The 23022-nt window shown below is 63.4% G+C and carries 34 protein-coding genes; 1 reads left to right on the top strand and 33 read right to left on the bottom strand.

Features of this window, described 5'->3' with window-relative positions; genetic code table 11:
* Positions 1 to 2: 2 nt before the first annotated feature.
* From EPO50_RS05065 to EPO50_RS04975, 19 genes are all read right to left on the bottom strand, one after another.
* Entirely contained in the window at positions 3 to 1157 is a 1155-nt protein-coding gene (locus EPO50_RS05065) for a hypothetical protein (protein ID WP_296341621.1), read from the bottom strand.
* Positions 1157 to 2956, bottom strand: coding sequence for a hypothetical protein (locus EPO50_RS05060; RefSeq protein ID WP_296341619.1), 1800 nt, complete (start codon positions 2954 to 2956; stop codon positions 1157 to 1159). Before EPO50_RS05060 ends, EPO50_RS05065 begins: the two co-directional genes overlap by 1 nt.
* On the bottom strand, positions 2938 to 4830 hold the full coding sequence (locus tag EPO50_RS05055) for a hypothetical protein (protein ID WP_296341617.1): 1893 nt from the start codon (positions 4828 to 4830) through the stop codon (positions 2938 to 2940). Before EPO50_RS05055 ends, EPO50_RS05060 begins: the two co-directional genes overlap by 19 nt.
* Positions 4830 to 5498, bottom strand: coding sequence for a hypothetical protein (locus EPO50_RS05050; protein ID WP_296341616.1), 669 nt, complete (start codon positions 5496 to 5498; stop codon positions 4830 to 4832). Before EPO50_RS05050 ends, EPO50_RS05055 begins: the two co-directional genes overlap by 1 nt.
* Positions 5495 to 5947, bottom strand: coding sequence for a GNAT family N-acetyltransferase (locus tag EPO50_RS05045; protein WP_296341614.1), 453 nt, complete (start codon positions 5945 to 5947; stop codon positions 5495 to 5497). The genes EPO50_RS05050 and EPO50_RS05045 overlap by 4 nt, the downstream gene beginning before the upstream one ends.
* Positions 5944 to 6213: a hypothetical protein gene (locus EPO50_RS05040; RefSeq protein ID WP_296341612.1), complete on the bottom strand. Its 270-nt coding sequence runs from the start codon at positions 6211 to 6213 to the stop codon at positions 5944 to 5946. Before EPO50_RS05040 ends, EPO50_RS05045 begins: the two co-directional genes overlap by 4 nt.
* Positions 6213 to 7616, bottom strand: a complete 1404-nt coding sequence (locus EPO50_RS05035) for a packaged DNA stabilization protein (RefSeq protein ID WP_296341610.1) — start codon at positions 7614 to 7616, stop codon at positions 6213 to 6215. The genes EPO50_RS05040 and EPO50_RS05035 overlap by 1 nt, the downstream gene beginning before the upstream one ends.
* The gene (locus tag EPO50_RS05030) at positions 7616 to 8020 is read right to left on the bottom strand and encodes a hypothetical protein (protein WP_296341608.1); all 405 of its coding nucleotides are present in this window, start codon (positions 8018 to 8020) and stop codon (positions 7616 to 7618) included. The genes EPO50_RS05035 and EPO50_RS05030 overlap by 1 nt, the downstream gene beginning before the upstream one ends.
* Before the next feature lies 1 nt (position 8021).
* Positions 8022 to 8360, bottom strand: coding sequence for a hypothetical protein (locus tag EPO50_RS05025; protein ID WP_296341606.1), 339 nt, complete (start codon positions 8358 to 8360; stop codon positions 8022 to 8024).
* Complete coding sequence (locus EPO50_RS05020; protein WP_296341604.1) at positions 8357 to 8632, bottom strand: hypothetical protein; 276 nt, start codon at positions 8630 to 8632, stop codon at positions 8357 to 8359. Before EPO50_RS05020 ends, EPO50_RS05025 begins: the two co-directional genes overlap by 4 nt.
* Entirely contained in the window at positions 8629 to 9171 is a 543-nt protein-coding gene (locus tag EPO50_RS05015) for a hypothetical protein (RefSeq protein WP_296341602.1), read from the bottom strand. Before EPO50_RS05015 ends, EPO50_RS05020 begins: the two co-directional genes overlap by 4 nt.
* Positions 9172 to 9299: 128 nt before the next feature.
* On the bottom strand, positions 9300 to 9518 hold the full coding sequence (locus EPO50_RS05010) for a hypothetical protein (protein WP_296341600.1): 219 nt from the start codon (positions 9516 to 9518) through the stop codon (positions 9300 to 9302).
* 12 nt (positions 9519 to 9530) lie between these two features.
* Positions 9531 to 10769 carry a P22 phage major capsid protein family protein gene (locus EPO50_RS05005; RefSeq protein WP_296341599.1) on the bottom strand — a complete coding sequence of 413 codons (1239 nt, stop codon included), beginning with the start codon at positions 10767 to 10769 and terminating at the stop codon, positions 9531 to 9533.
* A 33-nt stretch (positions 10770 to 10802) separates the two neighbouring features.
* Positions 10803 to 11417, bottom strand: a complete 615-nt coding sequence (locus tag EPO50_RS05000) for a hypothetical protein (protein WP_296341597.1) — start codon at positions 11415 to 11417, stop codon at positions 10803 to 10805.
* A gap of 212 nt (positions 11418 to 11629) precedes the next feature.
* A complete protein-coding gene (locus EPO50_RS04995) occupies positions 11630 to 11833 on the bottom strand; it encodes a hypothetical protein (protein WP_296341596.1) in 204 nt (67 codons plus the stop codon).
* A complete protein-coding gene (locus EPO50_RS04990; protein ID WP_296341594.1) occupies positions 11830 to 13986 on the bottom strand; it encodes a portal protein in 2157 nt (718 codons plus the stop codon). The genes EPO50_RS04995 and EPO50_RS04990 overlap by 4 nt, the downstream gene beginning before the upstream one ends.
* Complete coding sequence (locus EPO50_RS04985) at positions 13979 to 14236, bottom strand: hypothetical protein (RefSeq protein WP_296341591.1); 258 nt, start codon at positions 14234 to 14236, stop codon at positions 13979 to 13981. Before EPO50_RS04985 ends, EPO50_RS04990 begins: the two co-directional genes overlap by 8 nt.
* Positions 14233 to 15555 carry a phage terminase large subunit gene (locus EPO50_RS04980; protein WP_296341589.1) on the bottom strand — a complete coding sequence of 441 codons (1323 nt, stop codon included), beginning with the start codon at positions 15553 to 15555 and terminating at the stop codon, positions 14233 to 14235. The genes EPO50_RS04985 and EPO50_RS04980 overlap by 4 nt, the downstream gene beginning before the upstream one ends.
* On the bottom strand, positions 15552 to 15830 hold the full coding sequence (locus EPO50_RS04975) for a hypothetical protein (protein ID WP_296341587.1): 279 nt from the start codon (positions 15828 to 15830) through the stop codon (positions 15552 to 15554). Before EPO50_RS04975 ends, EPO50_RS04980 begins: the two co-directional genes overlap by 4 nt.
* Before the next feature lie 146 nt (positions 15831 to 15976).
* On the opposite strand from EPO50_RS04975, the gene EPO50_RS04970 reads away from it, so the two are divergent.
* Positions 15977 to 16216, top strand: a complete 240-nt coding sequence (locus tag EPO50_RS04970) for a hypothetical protein (protein ID WP_296341585.1) — start codon at positions 15977 to 15979, stop codon at positions 16214 to 16216.
* Here EPO50_RS04970 and EPO50_RS04965 read toward each other — a convergent pair.
* The 14 genes from EPO50_RS04965 to EPO50_RS04900 form a co-directional block, all read right to left on the bottom strand.
* Entirely contained in the window at positions 16213 to 16410 is a 198-nt protein-coding gene (locus tag EPO50_RS04965) for a hypothetical protein (RefSeq protein WP_296341583.1), read from the bottom strand. The two genes, EPO50_RS04970 and EPO50_RS04965, sit on opposite strands and share 4 nt — an antisense overlap.
* A gap of 328 nt (positions 16411 to 16738) precedes the next feature.
* On the bottom strand, positions 16739 to 16957 hold the full coding sequence (locus EPO50_RS04960) for a hypothetical protein (protein ID WP_296341581.1): 219 nt from the start codon (positions 16955 to 16957) through the stop codon (positions 16739 to 16741).
* On the bottom strand, positions 16954 to 17400 hold the full coding sequence (locus EPO50_RS04955; protein ID WP_296341579.1) for a DUF551 domain-containing protein: 447 nt from the start codon (positions 17398 to 17400) through the stop codon (positions 16954 to 16956). The genes EPO50_RS04960 and EPO50_RS04955 overlap by 4 nt, the downstream gene beginning before the upstream one ends.
* Positions 17401 to 17612: 212 nt before the next feature.
* Positions 17613 to 17786 carry a hypothetical protein gene (locus EPO50_RS04950; protein ID WP_296341577.1) on the bottom strand — a complete coding sequence of 58 codons (174 nt, stop codon included), beginning with the start codon at positions 17784 to 17786 and terminating at the stop codon, positions 17613 to 17615.
* 2 nt (positions 17787 to 17788) lie between these two features.
* On the bottom strand, positions 17789 to 18031 hold the full coding sequence (locus EPO50_RS04945) for a hypothetical protein (RefSeq protein WP_296341576.1): 243 nt from the start codon (positions 18029 to 18031) through the stop codon (positions 17789 to 17791).
* Positions 18032 to 18113: 82 nt separating this feature from the next.
* Positions 18114 to 18575 (bottom strand): hypothetical protein, encoded by a 462-nt coding sequence (locus EPO50_RS04940; RefSeq protein ID WP_296341574.1) that lies wholly within the window; start codon positions 18573 to 18575, stop codon positions 18114 to 18116.
* Positions 18565 to 19320 (bottom strand): hypothetical protein, encoded by a 756-nt coding sequence (locus EPO50_RS04935; protein ID WP_296341572.1) that lies wholly within the window; start codon positions 19318 to 19320, stop codon positions 18565 to 18567. The genes EPO50_RS04940 and EPO50_RS04935 overlap by 11 nt, the downstream gene beginning before the upstream one ends.
* A gap of 1 nt (position 19321) precedes the next feature.
* Positions 19322 to 19510 carry a hypothetical protein gene (locus EPO50_RS04930; RefSeq protein WP_296341570.1) on the bottom strand — a complete coding sequence of 63 codons (189 nt, stop codon included), beginning with the start codon at positions 19508 to 19510 and terminating at the stop codon, positions 19322 to 19324.
* Positions 19507 to 19836, bottom strand: a complete 330-nt coding sequence (locus tag EPO50_RS04925; RefSeq protein WP_296341568.1) for a DUF1064 domain-containing protein — start codon at positions 19834 to 19836, stop codon at positions 19507 to 19509. Before EPO50_RS04925 ends, EPO50_RS04930 begins: the two co-directional genes overlap by 4 nt.
* A gap of 198 nt (positions 19837 to 20034) precedes the next feature.
* Positions 20035 to 20835 carry a phosphoadenosine phosphosulfate reductase family protein gene (locus EPO50_RS04920; protein ID WP_296341566.1) on the bottom strand — a complete coding sequence of 267 codons (801 nt, stop codon included), beginning with the start codon at positions 20833 to 20835 and terminating at the stop codon, positions 20035 to 20037.
* Entirely contained in the window at positions 20832 to 21770 is a 939-nt protein-coding gene (locus EPO50_RS04915) for a hypothetical protein (protein WP_296341564.1), read from the bottom strand. Before EPO50_RS04915 ends, EPO50_RS04920 begins: the two co-directional genes overlap by 4 nt.
* Complete coding sequence (locus tag EPO50_RS04910; RefSeq protein ID WP_296341563.1) at positions 21767 to 21898, bottom strand: hypothetical protein; 132 nt, start codon at positions 21896 to 21898, stop codon at positions 21767 to 21769. The genes EPO50_RS04915 and EPO50_RS04910 overlap by 4 nt, the downstream gene beginning before the upstream one ends.
* Before the next feature lie 70 nt (positions 21899 to 21968).
* Positions 21969 to 22199, bottom strand: coding sequence for a hypothetical protein (locus EPO50_RS04905; protein WP_296341561.1), 231 nt, complete (start codon positions 22197 to 22199; stop codon positions 21969 to 21971).
* Positions 22196 to 23020, bottom strand: coding sequence for a DNA cytosine methyltransferase (locus EPO50_RS04900; RefSeq protein ID WP_296341559.1), 825 nt, complete (start codon positions 23018 to 23020; stop codon positions 22196 to 22198). Before EPO50_RS04900 ends, EPO50_RS04905 begins: the two co-directional genes overlap by 4 nt.
* Between the last annotated feature and the right edge of the window lie 2 nt (positions 23021 to 23022).

Here is a 23022-nt window from a genome sequence, read left to right as displayed (position 1 = left end):
GATCACCTCCGTCCCCAGGTGAAACCGAGTGTCACAAGCACGTAAAGGTCGACGGTATTCGAGGCGCGCGAGGCGACCGCGCCGGAGGCATTTGTCCGTACGCTAAACTGGCTGATCGCCTGATTCGCCGCCGCGTTATAGAGAACGGCCAGCGGCGTATCGGTGACGCTTGGAGCCGCGTCTGTTTCGTCTGGATTGGCAACGGTTACGGCAACGCCGGTTCCGGAGTTCGACGCCTCGCCTCGGATATGCGCCACGACGGAGTAGGCTTGGGGAACCGAAAGCACATCCGTGCGCCGCGACGTCGTCAACGTGGTCGCAAGGTTCACGTCGCGACGCGGCGTCACCCAGGCGAACTCTAAGCCCCCACCGGCAACCTCATAGGTCTTGAAGGCGACGTTTACCCCGCCCGACCTCTTCAGCCACCCGATCAGGCGCTTGTAGGTATAGTTCGCGGGCATTGTTGGCGCCGTCGCCGACGCCGAGAACAGAACATCAGTGACGCCGGTATCGGCCCGATGGATTAGCCAGATGTAGTAGTCGCCATCAACGCTATTACCTGTATCGAGGCCTCCCTGGACATTGCCGGCCGCCCAGCCCGCGTTAATCTGCTTGGTCAACGCGGAGCCAAGCACGAGAAGCTTGGCGCCCGAGGCGTCCATGGCTGAGCCGATGGCAACAGTGATGTCGTTAGAAGGGTCGTCTCCTGAGTTCTGGTAGGTCAGCCCGTTGATGTGCATGTAGGGCGTGAGTTCTTGGCCCCACTCACCCTCCAGACCATTCGAGCGGAAGACATACCCGGATGTGCCGATGGGGATGCGCTTATAGCCGATGGCATCGCGGGTCAGCAGATCGCCGCGCGTCGTCAGCGTGTCGGCTCCAGTCGTGCCGCTCATTTCTTCGGTCGTCCAGACCTCGACGTCGAGAGCGGTCTTCAGAATGACCTTGTAGTTGCCTGATCCCAGATAGATCGCGGGAAACAGGCCGTTGGCGTCGGCTTCCACGGGGTTGGAAAGCTCGGGCGAGCCGCCGGCATTGGCATAGACCGCCTTCGGGGTCGTCGTGCCGGTGACGTAGAAATACAGCAGCGCGCCGGGCATGACGTGCCCATTGCCATCGACGGCCACCAGGCGGGGGACTGGCATCAGGTTTGCCATCAGGGCACCGCTCTCAGTTCATTCGTTCGGCGAAGGTCGCGGGCACGCATCACGTTCTCAGTGCGTCCAGCCTGGAATGCGGCCTGCCCAATGCCTCGCAGGGCGTTGGTCGTGATCCCGAGGGCATCGGCCACGTCATCAATCGTCCCGATGGCCTTGCCGCCTAGATAGACCGTCTCGCCAACGAAGCGGGGAGAGAAGGCAGGCGCGAGTAGTGCGTTCGCGGGATTGGCGATCAGGCTGGCGGTCAAGCCGCCACGGCCGACGATCCCACGCGGCGCGAGCGCGTTCGTGGACTGGCCGGCAATCGCATACGGCAGATCGGGAACGTACTTGGAAAGCTCTTCCAGAAGCTCGCCACGGTTGCGCCAGCTCGTTTGTGCACCGTCGCGGGTGGCGGCCTGCAGCTTGCGTGCGGCGGTTTCACCGGTGGCGCGCTCGCCGAGCGAGAAGGTGCGAGTGACTTCCTTGAGCTTTTCGGAGGACCTTGCGTAGTCCTCCATCATCTTGGCGTAGGCGGGAGCCTGCGTCTCGATTTCAGTCTTTACCGCATTGTAAACGCGGTCAGCCGCCACTCTAGCGGGTGTGCCGTGCTCAGCCGAATCGCGAACAGCACCAATGCTGCGCTTAAGAGCATCGAGCCCCTCGGGCGTGTGAAATTCGGCAGGATCCAGCGCCTTCCATTCCGACACGATAGCCGAAATCTCGTCCATCGTCTTGCCGGCCGGGCGGTTGATGTTCACACCCTTGAAGGCCCCGACCTCAGAGGCTTTGCCAATCGCCGCGTCGATGTCATCGAACGGAATGACGGTCTTGTCCTTGCTGAGGTCGACCTTTCCGGCCTTGTAGGCTTCGGCACGCTCCTGTCGAATTTTCTCAAGACCCGACTTCGCCATGTCGACGATCTGATCGACTGGCACGTCGCCGCGCATGTTGGCCGTGAAGGTTTTGGCGGCGTCACCGCCTTCGCGGCCGGCGCGGCCAGCGACGCGAACCGACTCGGTGCCAGCACCGGTGGTCATGCCCAGCGTGTTGGAAATCACCGGCTCCGCTAGGCGCCCGGCCCCCTTCACGGCGTCACCCGCAATCGTGAGAGGATCGATCGCGGCGCCCAATTTGCCCGTGACCTGACCGACCTTGCCGACGATACCGGGCGCGCGAGCGGCGGCGGCCCCACCACCCGTCAAAACGGTTGCTACGTCGGCCATCACCCCCACAGGATCGGTTGCGAGGGTATTCTTGATGCCCTCCTCCGATCCGTAGCGGTCTACCAAGAACTGGCCCACAGCATCGGCCGGCGCTTCGCGCTCCGCGCGCGCCTTCAGTTGCTCGGGCGTAGGTTCTGGATCGCCGACACGCAGCAAATTGCCCGGTCGGCTGATCTTCGATCCCACGGCATCCGCAAGGCTCACAAGAGCTTTTCCGGTATCGATTGGATGGATGATCGGTTGGACCAGCGCATTCACGAAGTTGCCAGCACTGGCGGGGAGATTGCTCAGCGCCTCGCGCGGGACAGTCATCCACGAGCGGCCCGATGCGGGAGGCTGATTCGTATTGGCGGGCCGCGGCTGGCTGATGCCGGCGCGAGCATCCGGCGGCACATAGGCGGGGTTCTCCAGCGCGATCCGGCCCTCGTCTTCTGGCGTCGGCATCGCAGGCGGCTTCTGCTGAATTGCCATCGCTGCGCCGACAACCTTCGGGCGCGCGGGCGCATCCAGAACGAAGCCGGGAGGCAACGCCGCCTTGGGAGTGTCGAGCACGAAGCCCGGAGGCAAATCGCTCATCGCGTCGGCGTCCATTGGCCGTTGCGGAAGATGATCTTCTCGCCGGTCTGCGGGTTCGTGGCGGTCGCACCTTCAGAAACCGTCGGTGCTTGCGCGGGGGTGGTCGCAGGAGCGGCAGTCGGCTCGGTAGGCTGGGTGGTGGCGCGCGCGGGAGCCTTGCTGAGATAGTCGGTGGCCGGCGTATAGGGGCGGAAGCCGTTCTGTTCGCTGTAATAGTCGACCGAGTCGCGGAGCATGCTTTCGTACTCGGCGCGGAAGTTCGCGAGCTTGTCGCGCACGACGTTCGGCGGATCGGCAATCGACGGAATGAAGGGACGTAGGCGCGGAAACTCGGAAGCCGTCACGGCCGCGCCGCTGCGGTCGTGGATCTTGAGCGAGCCGATATCAGCGATCAGCGCGCGCAGCTTCACGCCCTGCGGGTCGCCGAACTCGTTCTGAATCATGCCGGCGCCGGGGATGACCGATGCAATCTTGGAGCCCACGCCGCCGGTGCTGCCGGGATTGGCGTCGAGTTCGCCCAGTGCGCGGTCGATCTGCTTCAGCGCGTTGACGTTCTCCTGCATGCCCTTGGTGATGGTCTGCGGGATGGCCTTCTCTTCGGCCTTGCGCTTGGCGTTCGCGAGTTCGCCGGCCGTCTTGGGATCGGCTGGGCCGCCGGGGATCGGCCGCAGTCCGCCGCCGTCCGGGTTCGGTTCGTAGCCAGCCGATGGCTGTTGTGGCTTGGGCACGTCGATCGCGTCCGGCGTGCCGTCCGGCAATTGGATTCGAAGGCGCCCCTGCTTGTCATAAACGGGCTCCCCCCTGACACCGAGGACGCGGGCGCCTGGGATTTTGCTCTGCACGTAACGCCGAAGGGTTAGCGTCTCATCAGCGGGTGGGAGCGCATTGCCGCTCGCATCGGCGCGCACGGCGTCACCCTGAGGCAAGCCAGCAGGAGCGCCGGCAACCTGCGGGGCGGCGCCGAAACCCGCATTGAATTTCTCGGCGTAGGAATCGACGGACGTGCCCAGCACATCCTTGGCGCCCGGGTTCGTGAGGCCACCGGGGCCACCGAACCAAACGCGGGCCGCCTGCTCTGGGCCGCCGTACTGCTTCACGTACTGGCCGAACTTGTGATTGAACACCGCGTCCTGTGCCTGCGGGTTCGCCAGGAACTCCTGCGGCGTCATCGGCTTGCCGAAAACCTCTTGGGTCCACGGGCCGATATTGAAGTCCATCACCTGATATTTGCCGTAGGCGCGCTGGCCCTTCCCGGTGTCTGGCCCGACGGCGTCATAACGGCCGCCTGACTCAATGCCTGAGATGGCGCCGCCAGCACGAGCAACCACATCGCCCGGAGCGCCAGCCGGCGCCGCAGCAGGTGCGCCACCGGGAGCCGGCCCAATCGGGGTCGGGCGGTTGGCGTTCTCTTCGAACCACTTGTTCGCGTCGCGCGCTTGGCCGACGTAGAAATTCAGCCGGCCTTCAACATCCGGTGTGTACTGCGGCGGCAGTTTGGAAATGTCGTATCCGCGCGCCTTTCCATCCTCCAGCGCGGCGGCATAGGCGGCCGGGCGCTGTTCGGGTGGCGCACTGAGCACACCAAGGGCGGCCTGCTGCGTCCATGCGGCGGCTTCCTTGGCTCGCGTGCGTGTGGCTGCATCAGCGCGCTCCAACAACGGAGCCAGCGCAAAGGCGGTCTTCGGCGACATGGCCGCGACCCTGCCCAATGCATCCTTGTCGCCAGACAGTGCGGCCGGGACATGCTGGCCGACTTCACGCTCACGCGCGCGATCCTCGTCCTCACGGGCATAGGCGCGCTCCGTAAGGGCATTGCGGCGCTCGCTCTGCTCAAGTTGCATGAGCGGGGCCAGCGTGCCGATGACGTTGGGGTATACGATGCCGGCCATCAGGCGAGCCCTAATGGCTTACGGAACATGTAGGCGCCGGCCATGACGTTGTTGATGCCCTGCCCGATGCCGGATGCCAGCGCATTGGCGCCACGCTCATAGGCCGAGCCACGGGCGACGGCGCCCTGCAAGACGTTGTTGCTGCTGTTGGCTGTCAGGCCACTATTCACGCCCGCTGTTCCGCTCTGGGCCTGATTGCCGCCCGTCGAGACGTTGAACAGGTCTGAGATGTAGTTGCGGTACTCGTCGCTCGCGAGGCCTTCGCCGAAGGACTGGACGGCCTTCATCTGCGCACCGCTCACGAGGCGACCCTTGGCCGATGCGCTGCGATCCAGCGCCCTGATGCCCTCGCCAAGCCGGAACTGATATCCCGGCGATGCCTGAAAGCCCGCGAGCGCGTTCTTCTGGATACTGCCGTCGGCGTCGCCGCTGAAGTAGTAGGCGCCGCCGTCACCGCCCTCGCCCCGCATTGAGCCGAAGCCAAGAAGCTGGCCGATCTTCTCGACGGCCGAGCGGCCGGCGCTGATCCAGGGAGAAGCCTGCGAGTAGTTGAAATCGCTCTGCGCCTTATTGGCAGCCTGCGCTTCTTGGGTTGCCTGCCCAATTGCGCCAGCGGCGGCATCGGAGCCGCCCTTGCCAATAATCCCGCCAATGACCGAGCCGATCATGCTGCGCAGTCCTTCCAGAACATATGCTCTGCGAGGGAGTAGCTGCGCTGCCGGTAGAACCGGTAGAGCGCGGTGCTGCGCAACCCTTCTTCCGCCGACATTCCTATCAGGCGGACGCCGCGGGACTTTGCTTCGGTCTCGAAAGCATCGAAGAGCTTCCGACCCGTGCCTTTCCTGTGGCTATGCAAGACATACCACAACAGCTCTTGGCATGTAAGAACATCGTTGTTCCACCACGCCGGACAGACGCCAGCACCAATGACGCCGACGATCTCGTCATCGACCTCCGCAACCAACAGGATGCCCGACTCATCGAGCGCGGCGAGCGTCTTGAAATAGCTGTCGGGACAGAACTGCAGGCCGCGTTCGGCAAGCCCCGCCTCCATGAAGAAGCGGGCGCCAAGCTCACCCAGCCGTGCGCTGTCAGCGGGAGTCGCGCGCCGGATCAACCGACCCTCCAGTTTGTCCCATCACCATGGACGCGCACGACATTGGAGCCGCCGCCGGCCACAACGTCATGAAAGGTCGTGGTGCTGCTGTCGCTGCAATAGGCCTCGGCAAATGCCGTCGGCGTCATGGTCGCAAGCTGGGCCGCCGTATAGCCCTGCCGCTGGATCACGCCGTTGAACAGCTCCTGCAGGTAGCGGATGAACGTCCGCTGCGGCCTGCCAGTGCCGTCGACGATCGGGGCGCGGTCGGAAAGAGGCGCGGGCATCAGTTCTCCAGCCCTTCCATCCCGAAATTCACGCCGTGCAGGGCGACCTTCACAGGGTCGCTGATCGAGAACTCGTACATGCGCTCACGGAACATGCCGTTGCGCTCCCACATGGCCCGCATGCGGCGCTTGCCCTTCGCGCCAATTTTCGCGCGGCGTTCATTCGACCACGTAGCCCCGGCATCGTCGGAGAAGCGCATCATCACTTCCGGCTGCGAGCCCTGACCGACGTTCAGTCCGACGCCAGTCTCAAGCTCCAGCTCCATTTTGTGCATGATCGCCCGGTTGCCATCCGGGTAGATCGGCATCGAGGCCGCGGCCCGGCGGATGGCCTCGCCAGCATCGGTGAAGGTATCGAGGTCCAGCTCATAGACTGCCCCGCGCTCGCCGCCGACAAGGGTCTTGCCGAAGGCTTCGAACATGCAGTTCGCATTCCATTTGGTCGGCGTCAGCCCTGTGCCGCTCTGGCGCTCGTGCCACCAGCTCGTGGCGGCGTCATAGACCACCGTCCGATTGAGGCTCGGCAGGGTCAGCATGTAGAAGGTGTGGCCGGCCTGCGAATAGGTGAAGCCGCGGGCATCCGAGACTGTGCCGGTGCGCAGGATTTCCTCCACCTCGTGCGTGGAGATGCGCTGGGGCCTGAAGCCGTCCGCGCGATACACGATGCGGTCGTTGCCGAGCCAGAAGACGGAGTTGTCGAGCTTGGCCGGGCTTCGAGCCGCGGCGCATCCGCGCTCAAGACGGGCGCCGGGAATACGCTCGAAGGGGAACGGCGAGGCGCCGGTATTCGACCAGACTTCTGTCGAGTCCGTTCCGAACAGCCACGCCTCGCCGTGATCGGCCAACACCCGCAGGAGACCATCGGGATTGCTCTCGGCCGAAGCAAAGTCCAGTGCGTCGAGGCTTTCGAGGTCCCGAAGATCGGAGACGAACCACTCGCCGCTGGTGTCGTTCTTGGTCCAGATGCCATAGCCGTCCATGTAATCGAGGCTGGACGCACCCTCGACGGGATAGGCCTCATCCGTGATCTTGGTCACCGTCGTGCCTTCGATCACGAAGGTATCGGGGACCGTCAGAAGGCCAATCTGCAGGCCGTTGTTGATCATGAACGCATCGCCGACGGGCGGGATCAGGTCGCCAGTGCAGAGCGTAGCGGTGCCATTGGACTCGACGCGATAGGCCCACGAGCCCGATAGGACGTAGGCATAGCCCTGCCCTTGGATGCCGGCGCGCACCGTGTCGTCTCCTACGGTCCCGAACGGCTTGAGCCCCGGCGTGCCGTACAGGACCACGGGACACTTGGAGCCCTCGGGCGCCTTCTCCGCATACAGGTTCACGAGCCGGGCCGCGTTGACCGGCCGGGAGCGCTGTTGCGAGAGGTTGACGGCAATCGGGCTGCGCATCAGATCCTCTGGATGGACGAGGAGCCGCGCAGAAGCCGGTTCTGCAACCCGTCATCGATCTGCGCAGGCGGAACCTCGAAATAGAAGGCCTGTAGCGCGCCCTTGGCCTCCATGATGTCGGCGACCAGCTTGGCGGACAGGGTCTTGCCGTAGCCGTCGGCCATCTCCCACGCGAGCATCAGCATCACGTTGCGCGTTTGCTCGTCCGGTACGTTGAGCGCGCTATCGAGCGTCAGCGTCTCGTGGACGTACTGGATGCCGCGCGAGGGGAAGCCCTGCATGAGGTCGTTGAGCTGCGCGAGGCCGTCGACACTCTGGGGCGCAGTCATCGACTCCTCTTCCGAGAGGATTCCAATGCGCTTCAACGCTTGCTCGATGGTCTGACGGGCGGTGCGGCTTGCCATGTCAGGCCTCGATTCTCGGGCGAACGCGGAAGATCCCGGCCACGACAACCTGAGCGTTGCCGCTCCCATCGGTGGTCACTGCCTGGTGCTCGTAGTCGCCATAGAGGTACTGGGTATCTGCCGGGGTGATCGGCACGGTGAAACTGCCCGCCGCCGCGTCGACCACGGTTCCGGTCTTGGTGAAGATCGGCCAAGACGAGTCGAGGTCGCGCGGGCTGCGGCCGACACGCCAAGAGACAGTCTTGCCGGCCAGCGAGGCGACATTGTTCGACGGATCGCGCGCGTAGAGCGTCGGCGTCCGGTTCTCGCCGGCAAACACGTCTAGGTGCTGCCGGTTCACTGCTTGGCCGACAGCTTTTCGTGGAGCTGGGCCTCGGTCCAACTGTGGTGGGGCTTCTTGCCGAATTCGAGCTTGTAGGCGTCGCGAGCGGCCTTGAGGCCCGCGCTCGGCTCCTCAACGACAACCGGGGCGGCTTTCACCTCAGGAGCCTTCTCGCCGATCACGGTCCAGCCGTGCGGAACGTCGCCGCGGCAATCGAAACGGGCGGTGTTGCCCAGTGGGCCGCGCGCAAGCTTCGGCCACTCGCGCTTCTTCTCAGTCTGCGGGTTCATGCTGCTTCCTTCATCTGTTCGCGGAGCCACTGGCCCCAGTTGCCGGAATAGACGCGGCCATCCTGTGCGACGTGGCGGAAATCCATCTCGGCAATGGCGCGGATCGGGATGCCGGCTTCTCTTGCGAGGCGGCAGAACTCGACGTCTTCGCCCCAGTACCGGCCGTCGCGAATCTCGGTCTTGAAATAGGCCGCGATCTGGCCTGACGGGTCGGCAAAAGTCGGCACGTCGAGCTGGCCGAACACCGCGCGGTTGATGCGCAGGAATCCGGTCGGGACCATCCAGACATCAACGAGTCCGTCGCGGTCCGCCCAGATTTCCCCGGGGTGCAGCCCAACCGGCCACTCGGGCGGTTCGGTCTTCTTGGGATAGATGCCGCCAACAATCGGCCATGTGGTGTTGACGAGCCGCACAAGGCTTTCAGGCTCAAACCCCACGTCAGCATCGATGAACACAAGATCGTCGGCGTCGCCCTTCAGGAAGTTGGCGACCAGAATGGAGCGCGCCCGGTCGATGTACGTCCCGGCCAGCACATCCACGTCCTCGATCTCAACTCCGGCACCTACGAGGGCCAAGCAGCCATCGATGATCGACTGCTTGGTGTCCTCGCAAATGTCGCCATACGCCGGCACGGCGATACGGACCGTCCGCGCCGGCGCAACACGCATCAGTTGGAGCCCTTGATGGCGCCAAGGCTGACCAGCGCCGCACGGAGCTGGATCACTAGGTTGTTGCAGGCGGTCGTTGTCGCGCCCGCCGTGATAGCCCCCTGATCGGTGTGGGCCGGTTGAACAACCGGGGTCACACCATAGAGGCTGATCTTGTCGTCAGTGCTCTGGCCGAGGGAGTAGCCGTCGCTCGACTTGGGATTGACGTACTGAGTCATCTGGCGCTCCCTTTAGTTTGAGCCGCTGACGCGCGTGGCAAGCCACGGCTGGTAGGCCTTGACGCCAACGAGGCAGTCGAAACGCCACTGCGATTTGTCGTTGGTCATGTCGTAGCCCTGCGTGAGGCGCAGATTGAACCCCTCGTAGGACTGCTGTTCACACCACGCCGCGCCCTTCGGCTTCTCCATGTTCGGCATGGCCAGAGTGACCGCGTCGGGATGGAACACGAGGTTCTGGGGGTATCCGACGTTGACCGAACCCTTGAGCGTAATGTTCGCGCCGTCGACCGCTGCCGCGTTGCAGGTCATGTACGGCCCGCTGGTGATGATCGGCGGGCTGATCGTGACATCCGCGTCGCCGGTGCCATCAGCCGTCACGCTGGACTTGACCACGAACTCGCGGAGCCACGGGAGGGTGGCGCCGGTGATCGTGTTGACCGCGTAGACGTTCTCAATGGTGATCACGTCACCCTTGAGCACCGTGCCAGTGTTCGCCGTCAGGCCATCGATGTGGATGGTCATCGTCCACGTGTCCTTCGACGCCGCGTAGGTCGTCGAAAGCGTGCCGTTGTCGATCTCCGCGATGGGAGAAGCGCCCGACCACGTGCCGTTCGTATGGGTAGTGACGTTCTGCGACATGTACATGTCCACGTCGCCGATCATCGGCAGCTTGGCGCGCTCCAAGGCGCTGCGATTCACGCCCTGAATGAACGTACCCGCCAGCGTCGGAACAAGGCCCCAGTGATCGGCCGGCGATAGGATCGCCACTCGGCCGGAGGGTACCGACAATTCGTCCAGGCGCTGCGGCGCAAGGGCGAAGTCGGCGTAGCTGTTGATCGTCTGGCCCGGCGTACCGACCCAGTTCGGGCAGTTGTCCGACAGCTCCCGCATGACCATCAGGTCGATTTCGGTAGCGAGGCGGATCATCTGCGGCTTCAGGATGCGCTTGGAGAACTGATCCACAGAAAGGGTCAGGTCCTTGGAGGTGAACTCAAGGTCCGCACCCAACTGAGTGGCGATGGTCAGCGTCTCGCGGCCCTCGGTGATGTCCTGAGGCTGCATGACGGCGCCGGTGCGGACTTGGCCGTGGATCGGACGGGCGATACGGATGGTATCGCCGTTCTTCACGGCCTTACCGAACTCGGGCTCGAAATCGCGATTGCAGAGCTTCGCGATGACGAGATTGTCCTCTAGCTGCATCATCCCCTCTTTGAGGATGACGTCGTTCGTAAGTAGCGTATTCGTTGCCATTGGCTTGGAGCCCTAAGACGGGCGCCGCGCCGATCAGCGAGACTTAGCTTGCCGTTGCTTGAATTCGGCGGCGTACTCTTCCATCGACATAGCGTCCGGCGACTTCGTCGTTACCGATCGGCCTCCGACGGTTGGTCCCGGCGGCGGCGCAGTGGTGACCCGAGCGGGCTTCGGCGCGAAATCCTTCGCCACCTTGTCCAGCTCACGAACCGCTGCCGCGGAGTTCATGCCGTAGATCCGGCGCGCCTGGTCCGGGTTGTCGGCGAGCCACTGCGCTACAAGCGCGGGTCTCTCCGCTTCCTCCAGGTAGTCGCGCATCGCCGCCGAGACCGGGAACTCGCCATCCGTGATGATTTCCATCACTTCCTCGAAGTCCTCGATATCCTTCCCGTCCGCCACCAGCCGATCAGCGAGAGCCTGATTGCGCTCGTTCGCTTTGCTGGCTGACGCCTGTTGGGTGCTCTTCCGCTGTTGCTCGGTATCCCGGGCCTTCAGCCGCTGATCCACCTTCCAGTCCGTCAGGGCCTCTGAGAAGTCGTCCCACGACGCATACTGTTCTCGGCGAGGCTTCGCGTCGGCTTCCGGCTGCTGTTGGGATTTCGTGGTGATTTCCACGATGCCCTCAAGACGGCCGAGTCGCGTCAGCAACTCCTCATTCTTCCGCGTTAGCGAGGCGATCCGTTTCTCAGCGCGGCGGTCCCGGGTCGGCTTCTGCTCCTCAGGAGGAGCGTCACCATTGGGCCGCCCGCTTACGGCGGTGTCTGCCGGGCCAGTGGTCGATGCTGGCGAGTCCGTCGGCTGAGCCGAGGCGACCGGGTCAGTTGAAGTATTGTTCAACTGTACAGAAGTGTCAACGTCACTCAATGAATTGTCTCCTCAGATGAGGCAATTGGTACGCAGCCAAGCCGCTCCGGCGCGAGGTATGTGTCGAGAGCAGCGGCGTCGATTCCCCAACCCAAGTCGTAGAGCCAGCGGCACACGTTGCGGTGACGAGGGCCGATCTTCTCCATCTCGGCGCGATAGGCGCTGAAGAGTTCGCGGCTCACTTCGACAAACCGGCTCATACGGGCGCTCCCTCAAGAGCCTCGACCTCAACCATCGGCAGGTCGTCCATGGCGGACATGTCGTTCGGTGCGCCGGCGCCAATTCCAGGCATGGGCATCTCGGGCGGCGGCAACGCTGGGGGCTGCCCTGTGGGCGCTCCCGGCTGCTGGCCTGCGATCTGCTGCAACAACGCTTGAATGCCCTGCAGTGTCTGCCCAAAGGCCTGCATGCCCGTAGCCAGCTCGACAATCTTCATGCGGTTGTCGATCTCGATGCCTTCCGTTTCGGCGCGCGTCTTGTCGGCCGTGGCGGCATCCTTGAGCGCACCGGCGGCAGCGGCCGGGTCCTGCTTCTGCTCTTGCTCGATAGGCTCGCCGTCTTCATCGATCCCAATGGCGGCCTTGATGCGCTTGGCGATCTGGTCGGCGCCGGGAAAATCCATGTTCTCTACGATCAGGTCAGGCGCTACCTGCCCGACCATCGGCACGCCCTTGGCAAGCTCCACCATGTGAGCAGCGGATTCGGCCCGGCGGCTGGCGAAGCTGGGGCCGGTCGTGACCACTACGTCGTATTCACCGGCAGAGAGGTCATAGAGCGGCTTCGGCTGGCCCCTCTTGTCCATCTCCTGCTTTTCGCCCGGCACGTTCACGGCCAGCATTTCCGTGCTGCCGTCTTCCTTGAGGATACGAACCTCGCGCTCCTGGTCGTAAACGCGGGGAATCATGTCGGCGAGGATGCGGCCAAGGCACGACAGCGCGCGGGCGAGGTTGTCGGGATACAGGAATGTGGTCGTGTCGCCTTCCTGCTGGCGCTGGGCGATGGCGATGCCAGATGTCTCGTTGCTGGGGGCGCCGAGCATCGATTTGTAGATGCCGGTCGTGGCTTCTACGTCGCCTGAAGCGATGGCGGCCTGTGTGTCTAGGCCAGTGCTGGCGATGGCGGGCTGGGCGCGCTCGGGCTTGAGCGTCGCGGCCTTCTGGTCGGGCTTGTAGGGCAGATAAGCGTGGTTCTTGCTGCCCGCGGTCTTCCACACGCCCTCGAAGCCCGCGATCATGTCGGCGGTCACGAGGTACGGTGCCTTGGGCTGCATGGCGACGGCCTCAACAGAGGCAGTGCGCGAGTAGTTGTAGACGCGCTGCGGGTCGCGGGCGTCGTGGACCATGCCCTTCCGGATCGTGCCGCCGTCGGCCGTGATCTCCTCGCCGACCACCATGCAGATGGGGATGATGCTGCAAGGGAAGTCGTGCGGGCCGCTCAGCACATCGGCGCCGCTGACCATGTAGTAGCAGGCCTGATTAGCCTCTACCTCGCGACGCCGGACCTCGGTGCGATCGGGCGGAATAGCCGCCTCGTCTTCCACGACAGCGCCGTCATCCAGCAGAATCAGCGTCTTCTTGACCGTCTTGAGCTTCCAATACTCCGCGATGCGGATGGACTTGCCGACACGCCACGGGAAGCGGTCGCCTTCCGGCAGGCTGATACTCTCGGCCGAGTGGTTGGGATATGCGGCTTCGTAATCCTCTTCCGACAGGCGCTCGAACACGAAGCCATATCGGGAGTCGGATTTGTCCGGCAGCGTCGCATAGGGGTCCAGAGCCGCGCCGAACGGGTCGCGAATGGGCTTGATGCGGATATCGAGGTCGAACCCATCATCCGAGCTGTACTGGGTGACGACACGGAAGAAGCCTTGACTCGCAATCGCCGCGTTCTCGGTAGCGATGATGTAGCAGTCCTTGGCGTTGCTCTGCTGTTCGATGTGGCGGGAGATGCCGCCATAGGCCTCAGCCGTCTCCTTGGAGGCTTTGCCCTTGGCTGGCAGGAACTTCAGGCTCGGCGGGTTCTTGCGCAGGTCGCCGGTCATCTGGCGCACGATCTGCGGCAGCAGGTTGATCGTCAGGACGGGGCGGCCATCGGCCTCGCGGCTCTTGCGCGCCTTGTCATCCCACTGCCCTTCTCCACCGGCATAGAAACGCTGACAGTCACGGCCCTGTCGGATGTTCTCGCGCTCGGCGTCCCAGATTTCCTCGGCGCGGCGCATGGCCTCGGCGTGGATCTCACGCTTCTCGTCATCCGTCATGGGCGTGGACGGACGCTGAACAGCACCTTTGCTCGTGGTGGCTGCGCCTGTTTCGCCGCCGCGCTGAGAGACGGTCTTGCGGGTGCGCTTAGCCATTGGGCGCCCCATTCGGATAGAGCGCAGACCACACGTCAGTGTCGATCTGGCGGGCGAGCACGAGCATTTGCGGTCGGATAAACGTCGAGGTCCACTCGGATACGCTCAATTCCAAGTCGGTCGACGCGATGGCCCATCCAATATCTGGCGTTGGCGTGGCGGCGACCGCCGGAACAGGAACGGCCGGCAGGTGCGCAACGAGAGGTGCGGCGGCGAGAAGACCGAACAGACGGCGGCGAGAGGTCTTCATGCGGCCATCCACGACGAAGCGCCGGTATCGAGATGCTGCTCCGTCTTGACGGTCGGGGCCTCGTAGACCACGCAGCCCGCGCCGAAGCCGTCGGCGCCGTGCGATGCCCAGTCGTGATTGGGACCGAGGCCGATGTTTCGCTTCTCGTCCTTCTTCTCGTGATACCAGCCGAGAGCATCCAGACCGCCTTGGGTCGTGGCCTCGTTGAACCACATGAACGGGAACAGGCGTCGACCGGCTTCGATGCGGGCCGCAGCAGCGCCCTTCCCCTGATTGGGGACAACAGTCACCTCGTAGCCCGCTTCACGCAGGGCTGAGGCGTAGCTGACGTCATAGACCTTGTCGTTGCTGTCGCCGTCGTGGGGCAGCCAGAATTGAGCCCGGGCGGGCGTGTAGCCCTGCGAACGGCACCATTCGAGGTGGGCCGATAAAGGTTGGCCAACGGCCTCGTAGTAGTTCAGCCAGCGAATCTCGCGGCCGATGAATTGAGCCGCCCAGATCGTGAAAGCGTCCGCTCGTGCGCCCGTGCCGCCAATGTCGCAGAACAGGCGGATGGTCATCAGCGGATCGGCTGCGACCCTGCCAATGCGGCCCTCAGCGCGGGCCTGAGTCAGCGATTTGGCGTAGTACGCACCCTCGATGACCGAGACGTAGGCGCCTTCCCAAATGTGGTCGTACTGGTCCGGGCGGTCCCTGAGATCACGTTGACGAGCACGCTCCAGCGTTGCCGGGAAGCGCGGATTGTCCCGCCAGTTCATCTCGACAATGCGGATCAGGTTATCGTTGGCGTGCCGGAAACGGCTCTCAACAGCCGCGTTCTTGCGCTTGGGGTTCCACGTCACCCACAGCTCGGCATTCCAGCCGTCGCCTTCCTCACGCAGCGTCGGGATCAGGATCGACCAGGCCTCAGCCGTCACTGGCTCGGCTTCGTCCACCCAACAATTGAGAATCCGGCCCTTTGATTTGACGCTCTCGATGCTGCGATCAAGGCCAGCAAAGGCGAAGTCGATCCGGCCGTCGCGGCTCTTGATGAACTTCTCACCCACGTCGTAATAGGCCGACAGGAAGGGCTCTTCCTCGATCGCCCGCTTGACCTCCTCCAGTGAGGAATCGTCCAGCGAGTTCATGTACTGGCGGGCGCAGAGCATGATGCCGCTCTCGCCGCTCTCTCCGAACATGTAGCCACGAACGGCGGCCATCTTGGCGAAGCTGCGGGTTTTGGCCGAGCCACGGCCGCCATGGGCACCACGCACGTCAGCCGGGCCGACAAATAGGCTCTTGAGCTTCGGGGGGAGCGCGATCTGGGCTGTGGCGCTCATGCGCCACCCAGGTCGATAAGCTCAATGCGGGCGATGCGGATCGGCTGGCTGTCTTCGTCGCCGCCAACAATAGCCTGCGCTGGCTTGCCGTAACCGCGGTCCAGAAGCTCCTTGGCTGCCGCGACGCGCGCTGAGTCGCTGTCACCGCCCTTCATGATGCTGGCGAGCGTCTTCAGCGCCTCGCTGGTGTGCTTCTGGGCAAGAGCCTTGAGCTGGGCGGTGGCCTTGTTCGGCACGCCTTTGACGCGGCCCCCTGTCTTTCGACCGGCCGCCATCTATTTGGCTCTACTTTTCGAGTGGCCTGAGGCCATGGGCTGAACGCTCTAGGTTGTGGAGCTTCAGCCTTTCCAACTACGGACTGTGTATTAGAAATTGCAAGCGGTTTCTGTTATCGTCCGCGCGTGGGGCGGGAAGGACGAGAATGATTAAGACCGCCGTTGCTATCGTGTTGTTGGCCGCGTTGAGCGGCTGTGGATTGGCCAAGAGGAACGAGGCTCGGGCCACCTATGACAAGTCGCGAGAGGCTTACAAAGCCTGCCTTGCGAGCCAATCCGCCAGTTGTGAGCGCCAGCGTCTGGCTATGGAAGCCGACCGGCAGGCTTTCGAGAACGTTTGGTCTGGTGACAATGACGCCGTGGTGATTGTGGCGCCGGGGCGCTAACCGGCTTCGTTCTGGGCGGCAATAGCGCGCTTCAGCACGTGCTCCAGGTCTGGCAGGTCGTCAAAGCTGACGTTGAGACGTCCCACGACTTCATCACTGCCGTTGCGGTGCAGTTCCACAATCTCGGTGATCTGGCCGTTCTGAGCGCTGAGATAGCATTCGGCCCTGAAGCGGCCGGCGGTGAAGGTCTTCATGCGGCCCTCGCCATCCGTCGCTGAAGGTTCACCCTCGCCATCATTGCCTGCATGGCTGGGGATAGGCCGCGCTCCAGCCCCTTGGCTTGGCGCTTGCGGCAGATGAACGATCGGTCGCGGTGCATGATCTGGGCTATCTCGCCGTCGGTCATGCCAGCCGTCGACAATCTGGCGAGCCTTGCATCGTCCTCCGGTGTCCATTGGCGTCCGCGCATTAGGGGGTTCTCTGCTCTAGAGTAGAGGTGTGGTGGGGGAGCCACATTTTTCTAGGTTTTCTCATGTGTTCGCTCGTTCGCTGCGCTCACTCCGCACCTGTTCCGCTCCGGCATCAGCCACCTTCCTGCGCCTTAAGACGCGCTTCGGCAGCGAGAAGTGCGTCGGCAAGCCACTCCTCCCGGGTGCTCTCCAGACCCAATGGCTTTCTGCGTCGCTCCGCCATCACCTGCTCTGCCAAGGCAATCATCTGTGCGCGATGGCTGGCCCCATTCTCATGCGTAGGAGGCGCATCCATGCCCCGGGTAGCTGCCGGGAACTTGATGATACTCATGGCTTCACCTCGGGGGCGGCAGGCAATGGCATCCAGTGGGTCAGCCCCGCCATCGCCGCCTTCCACAGGTAGAAGCCACCTTCATCTGCCGGCATGTGCGAGCACCAGTCTCCGTAGATGTTCTGGTGCGCGACTATCACGGGATCGACGGCGCCGGGGCGGTACACCAACACATCGGAAAGATCCCTCGGCGCCGTTTCAATCGGCTGCCATCCGTTATCAGTCACGGCCCTCTCGTCGCGAGTGTTCGCTTCGCCTACTGGGGTGGCTGCCTGTGTTGCATTGGCGATGGCTTCAGCGGCGCGGCGCATCGCGTGGTTCGTGCCGGGTCCACCATCGTCGTTGTGCAGATGGTTGATGCGGCAGTACTCGACACAGTCGGCGTGAAGGTCCTTCAGCGCTTCCAGTACTTCACAGGTGATCGCGTCGCGCGGCGTCAGCACACTCCTCGTCACTACCACCCTTCCCAGGGAGGAGATGTGGGAGAGGGCGGCTCGGGCCAGAGGTTGAGCCTTCAGCCAATGGCTGCTTTCAAAGCCCTCGTACGCTTCACCCCAATCTAGCTTGGCGAGACGAATGGCAATCGCCCTCGCTATCCCCTCTACTAGATCTGAGTTGGCGGGTGCTTCGCCTACTGGGGCTGAGTCACGTGCTTTCATGGCTTCAGCTCGCCGCGATGTAGGCGTTGCATGGACTTCGCGATGGACCGCAAGCCGGGCCAGAACGACCAGTTCGGCCCCTTGCTTACGTGCCCGCAGCGTCCAGAGATGGCGCCCAACGCTTGCCAGTAGAAGCGAATGGCGGCCAGTTCATCCATGAGCGCCTTCATGGCTACACGCTTGCCACAAAAAACGCCGAGCCATCCGGCAGCACGATAGGGCCGCCACCGGTACGCACGTCGTGTGAATGCTCGATGGCATTAGCAAACCAGCCGATCATCCACTCTTCGTCGATGTCCTTGTCGCCCAGCTTCTTGGCGTGTTGGCAGAACGCAGCCGCCCACTTGCTGGCATCGTCGCGGCAGGCAGCCAGCATTTCGGGGCCGTTCATCTTCGTGTAATCGACGTCGCTCATTGCAAAATCTCCTGATGGTTAAGATTCACGTGCGTTGATCGAGCGATACGAAGTCACTCCCCTCCCTCTCGTACTTCCTTGGTCATGTGCGTGCTTCGCCTCGGGTAGTGCGGTCCGTGTCAGATGGCTCGCTCAGGGTGTATTTCAGCGCCCGACGAAGCCGCAGACGCCCGTCCATCCGCTTCTCGCAAATCTCACGAAGCTCCGGCCAAGACGGCGTGAACTTCGCATCGCCGCCGCCCTCGACCCAGTATTCGCAGGCGAACCGGACAACATCGATCGGATAGGCCGACAGGTCCGCCACCATCGTCTCGGCCATAAGGCGGCTCTCGCCATCGCCATGAGCGCGCGACTTGGTGCGAACCATGAGCTTGGCGACCTCGTGGGCGACTTCCGACTTCCTCGCGCCCCGGCATTGCTCGCGGACGATGGCCAGATCCTGCGTCAACGCCTGTCGGTCCCAGCCCTTCTTGATCGCGAAGGGACCCAGCTTCAGGCCCTCGAACTGGCCATCGGATCCGAATGCCGAGGTCTTACTCGTCACGAGATGCGATATCAGCGAGTTGCTGATAGAACGCATCGTTACCTCGGGGAGGTTGAACGGCCCGAGCTGTTCGCACACCCACCGGCCCAGACTCGACGGCGCGACGGCACCACGTTCGGAAGGCTGCATCCCAGTCGCGCTTGACGGCGTTGCTGCCGGTGGCCGCGGACCACCAGTCGACGAAGGCATCGGCGGTCGAATCTGGGTCCAACCCTCGGTCTGCTGCGAACGCTCGTCCTGCATTGCTCGGCCTCCAACCATCGGGGATGCGTGTTCCGGGTTTCGTTTTGTGCGCCTTCGTCTGTCGGGGCTGCGCGTCAGCGCACGCCCTCTCTGAAGGTCCTACGGTCCTAGGTACTGGTCCTAGGTCCAAGGTATGAGGCGCGAATGTCTCACGAGGTTTCGCGAAGTCTCCCGAGAACGCAGGCAGACGCGACTTGCTCGGGTGATCAATCTTCTGGTGTTTCAACCACTTAGGGATGTCGAGGTACGAGTCGCCATCGATCCCGTATATGCGGATGTGCCCGGCGGTCGCCAGCTCGTCGAGCCACGTGTCGATCCGCTCTCCAGCATCATCGTCGTAAGGGTAGAGACGACTCGCGAGGAGTCGCGAGGATGCGCGAGCCCTCCCCTCATCGTCGACAAAGGTCCAGAGGAGAATGAACAGCAACCGGGCGTCACGCGACAGCTTGCCGACGCTCTCGCTCTCGACGAACTCCGGCTTTATCGTGCGGATGCGCGCCATGCTACGCCGCCCTCTTCGATGTGAGATGGAAGCCGCCGCAGTACGGGCACTCGTAGGTCCGCATCTTCCTGAACTTGCGCCGCGCGATGTAGACTTGGGCATCGAAAGCCGTGGCGAACCGCTTCGCCTTCGCCGTGCACATGCGGCGATGCGCGTAAACGTCTTTCATGGTGAAGGGCGCGACGTTCACGAAAGCCTCCACTCGATCTCCGGGTGCAGGGCCTTGGCGAGCGCCCACTTGATCTTGAAGGCCGGCGTGAGAACGCCCTTGCGATCCTCGACCACGGCGGTGTTGGGATATCCAGGTTCGCCCTTCTCGATGTAGAACCAATCCCCCACGTATGTGCAGACCTTCGTCCCCTTCACGATCAGGTCGTATCTGGGCTGTCGCTTCAGGTCGCGGATCTGGCCAGCGCGGACAAGCAATTGAAGCTCGCCATCACGCTTCGCTTCGGCCTTGGACGCGAAGCGAACGCCGTCGATCACGACAGGTTGGTTCCGGTATTTTCTCTTCACGCTGACGCCTCGGATATCGAGGGCCGTGATGCGGGACGACGTACCGGGCCGATCTGAAGGGCCTTCAAGCGCGCTACTCGCAACGCGGCCGTCAGTCCGTGAGGAACCGGCTGCCGAAGGGCCAACATACGAAGTACACGCTCCTCCAACCCCTGTACTTCACGCTCTGCCCTGCGGCGCTCGGTGCGGGGAGTCATATCAACCTCCACACATGCCGCTGTCGCAGCCGCGGACAGGCGGCTCGTACTGCCCGCGCCCGCTATGCGCCCAGCGGTAGATTTCGCGAATACCTATGGCGCCCATGTGCTGCGCCGGCCTGAACATCACGCGCGGCTTGCCAGCGCCCGTGAACCCCAACTCGCCCTCGATGCGCTCTACCTTGGCGATATCCGGGTCGCCCAAGGCGCGTATGTCGCCCTTGTTAGAGTTGATGCATGGCTCACATTCTCGCGACCGGTGAGGCAGCGGCGCAAAACCCGCTCGCGACAGCAGGGCGTCCCGCTCAACTACCTGGGTGTTCACCAGCGGCGCCCACAGCGAGCGGTGACCATGCGCGGCGCTGTCCTCTGTCCATTCCGGGAAGGAGCGTCGCGCCACACTCTCCTCGCGACGCACTCCTACCAAGCAAATCGCCTCCCGCTCGGGATCGTTCTGCGCAAGCCATGCCAGCGATGGCCTAATCTTTAGCTTCTCGGTGCAGAACTGCATGCCGTTGCGTGGCCAGCCGCGCTCCTTCTTGACCAAGGCTTCCATGCCGATGGACTGAGTTCGGGCGGCCTTGAACCCAAGCCCCTCGACCCAGGCCTCGCACTGAGCAACACGAATTGCCCAGCACGCGGCGCCCCAACCGGTTTCGTTGTAGAGCACAGTGACGTCGCGCAGCTTCCGCTCGTATGCCCACCGAATGAGCGCGAGGCTGTCATTGCCGTAACTCGCGAAGATGACGTGTACAGGCGTCACAGCCCTATCGTCGCGCGGCGAAGCACGTTCCATGCTCATGCCACCACCCTCGTGCTGTCACGACGGAGGAAGGGTAAGATGTCCATGCCGTCTGCATTGGGTGCTTCGCCGCGCGTATCGCCAGACGTGCCGCAGTCACATGGTCCAGCCGGGTACGCTGGTTCGTTGTGAACCGCGCAGCCGGACGCGTGCAGGGTATCGTGCGGCCGCGAGGGTGCCGTTGTGAGTGTCAAGCTGTCCGCTAGGCCCTTAGCCCCCAAGGGCGCAAGACGCTCGCCGCACGATGAGCGAACCGGCGCCCCGGTCGGCCGACCGGAACACTCGTCAGTGCAGGTGTCGCCACCTACGCCGGTTTCTGGTTCGGCATCGTCTTTCCCGATGCCGGAAATGGTGCCGGTCCCTACCCCGCCATCGGGAGCCGGCATTGCGGGCGGCTCGGGCCGTTCCGCCTGAGGGGCATCATCAGGCGGCCGGCTGCTGCCGGCTGCGCCCTGTTCGGGGCCCTCGGTGTATTCCGAATGTTCATGTTCACCGTCATCGCATGAACTTGAACTTTTCTTCGCCAAGCGCGTCGCGGCCAGTGTGCGCAGCTTGTGCGCCTTCCCCTGGCTGCAGCCGAGCGCCTTCTTGATAGCTTCTATCTTCGGCGGCTTGTCCGTATTCGTGAGTGCCATGACGCGGGAGACCTCATCGTCGGCTTGCGTCCATGGACGCGCATCGCCTTCGCGGCCTTCACCCAGCAAGAACTGATAATCGACCATCAGGTCTTCGAGGCGCGTAGTCTCGGCGGGGTCTTTGGCGAGCTTCTTCCGGCGCGCAAGGATCTTCCGCACTACAGCCGGCTCAATGCCGTCGTTCTCCTTGCCCGCGTCGAGCGCGCCCTTCTGGATAAGCCGCTGCTCTTCGATCTGGGCATCCGCCGCCTCCCAGATATCGACGATGTTCTTCAGCTTCTTGGCGAGCGTCTTGCTCATGCGAGCACCTTGATCGCAGCAAGCGCCATCGCGTGGCGACGGTCGCGCTCGAACTCCTCGTAAGGGCCGCGCACCGAACGCGGCATGATGTACCGCTGCTTGACTGCATTCTTCTCGGCCTTCTCCATTGCGCGGAGAACCGCACGAAAACGCGGATGCTTCGGCTTACTGGCAGTATTGGCTTGAGATTTTGCCACTTCAGACCCCTCCCCTATCCGGGTTCGCCGTGTCGCTTTTCCAGCCCTGTTGATCCCGTGCGACCCGCGTTTCCATGGTGGCGCGGAGCTTCCGGTAGGCCGCCAGCATCCAGTCGCGCTCAAAGCTCACGGTGACGAAACCAAGCCGCAGGCCCATGTAGAAAAGGCTGAACTGCACGTCGGGGCCGATGCCACGCCACCAATGCAGTGAGACGGAGACGCCGGGGCTCATGCTGCCGCCCTCGTGCCCGCCTGACGGTAGGTAGCGGCGATGTGCCGACTGAGCGGCAGCGGAATCTTGGCGATCATTGCGCTCGCGAATTTGCGCGCCTTCCCACGAGATGTGGTCCGGGGGGCCTTCCAACCGAAGGCGTTGGGATGGCTGCGCTCATAGCCGTCCGTATCTCGGCTTTTGATCCCCTCGAGCGCATGCCGTCCGGCGAGGCGCGTAAAGTCTTGCCCCCGCTTTGCTGGGTCGCTCCAGTTCATGCCTGGCGCTTTCACGCCAGTGGCTTCAACAGACGCCGTCTGAAAGCTTCCACCGCTCCCATCGAACCGAAAGCCAGGCACCTTTGACGCCTTGAGCGCGATCGGCATCAGAGCCGGAACGTCTCCCCAAAGGTAGAACGAGCCAAAATTCCAGCGGGCGCGCCCCACCCATGGGACGGCTCCGCGTACGTTCTCCACGACCAGAGGGATATGTCGCCCTGATGCCTGACATGCCTCACGCTGTATGCGGAAGCAGGCATCGAACAAGGCCGTCAGATCCTTTACGTCGCGGGAGCCGCTACGATAATCCGCAGCCAGCGCTTTTGCCTTAGACCAAGGCATCGCCATATAGCTGTACTCTTGGCACGGAGGAGACGCGACGATCAGCGTAGCGCTCTTGAATTGTGAACCGTGGAGCGTAAGCACGTCCTGAACGACAAGCTGCGCCGGGTATCGGTGATCGCCATAGACATGCTGCTCGATGTCAAAGCCGACGACATCGTAATCCTCAGCAAGCAACCCCTCGGTCCAGCCGCCAAGTCCGCAAAATAGATCGATCGCCAAGG

This window comes from Reyranella sp. (genome assembly GCF_004297405.1).
In the GTDB taxonomy this organism is placed as follows: domain Bacteria; phylum Pseudomonadota; class Alphaproteobacteria; order Reyranellales; family Reyranellaceae; genus Reyranella.
This window is presented reverse-complemented; position numbering and strand designations above follow the sequence as displayed.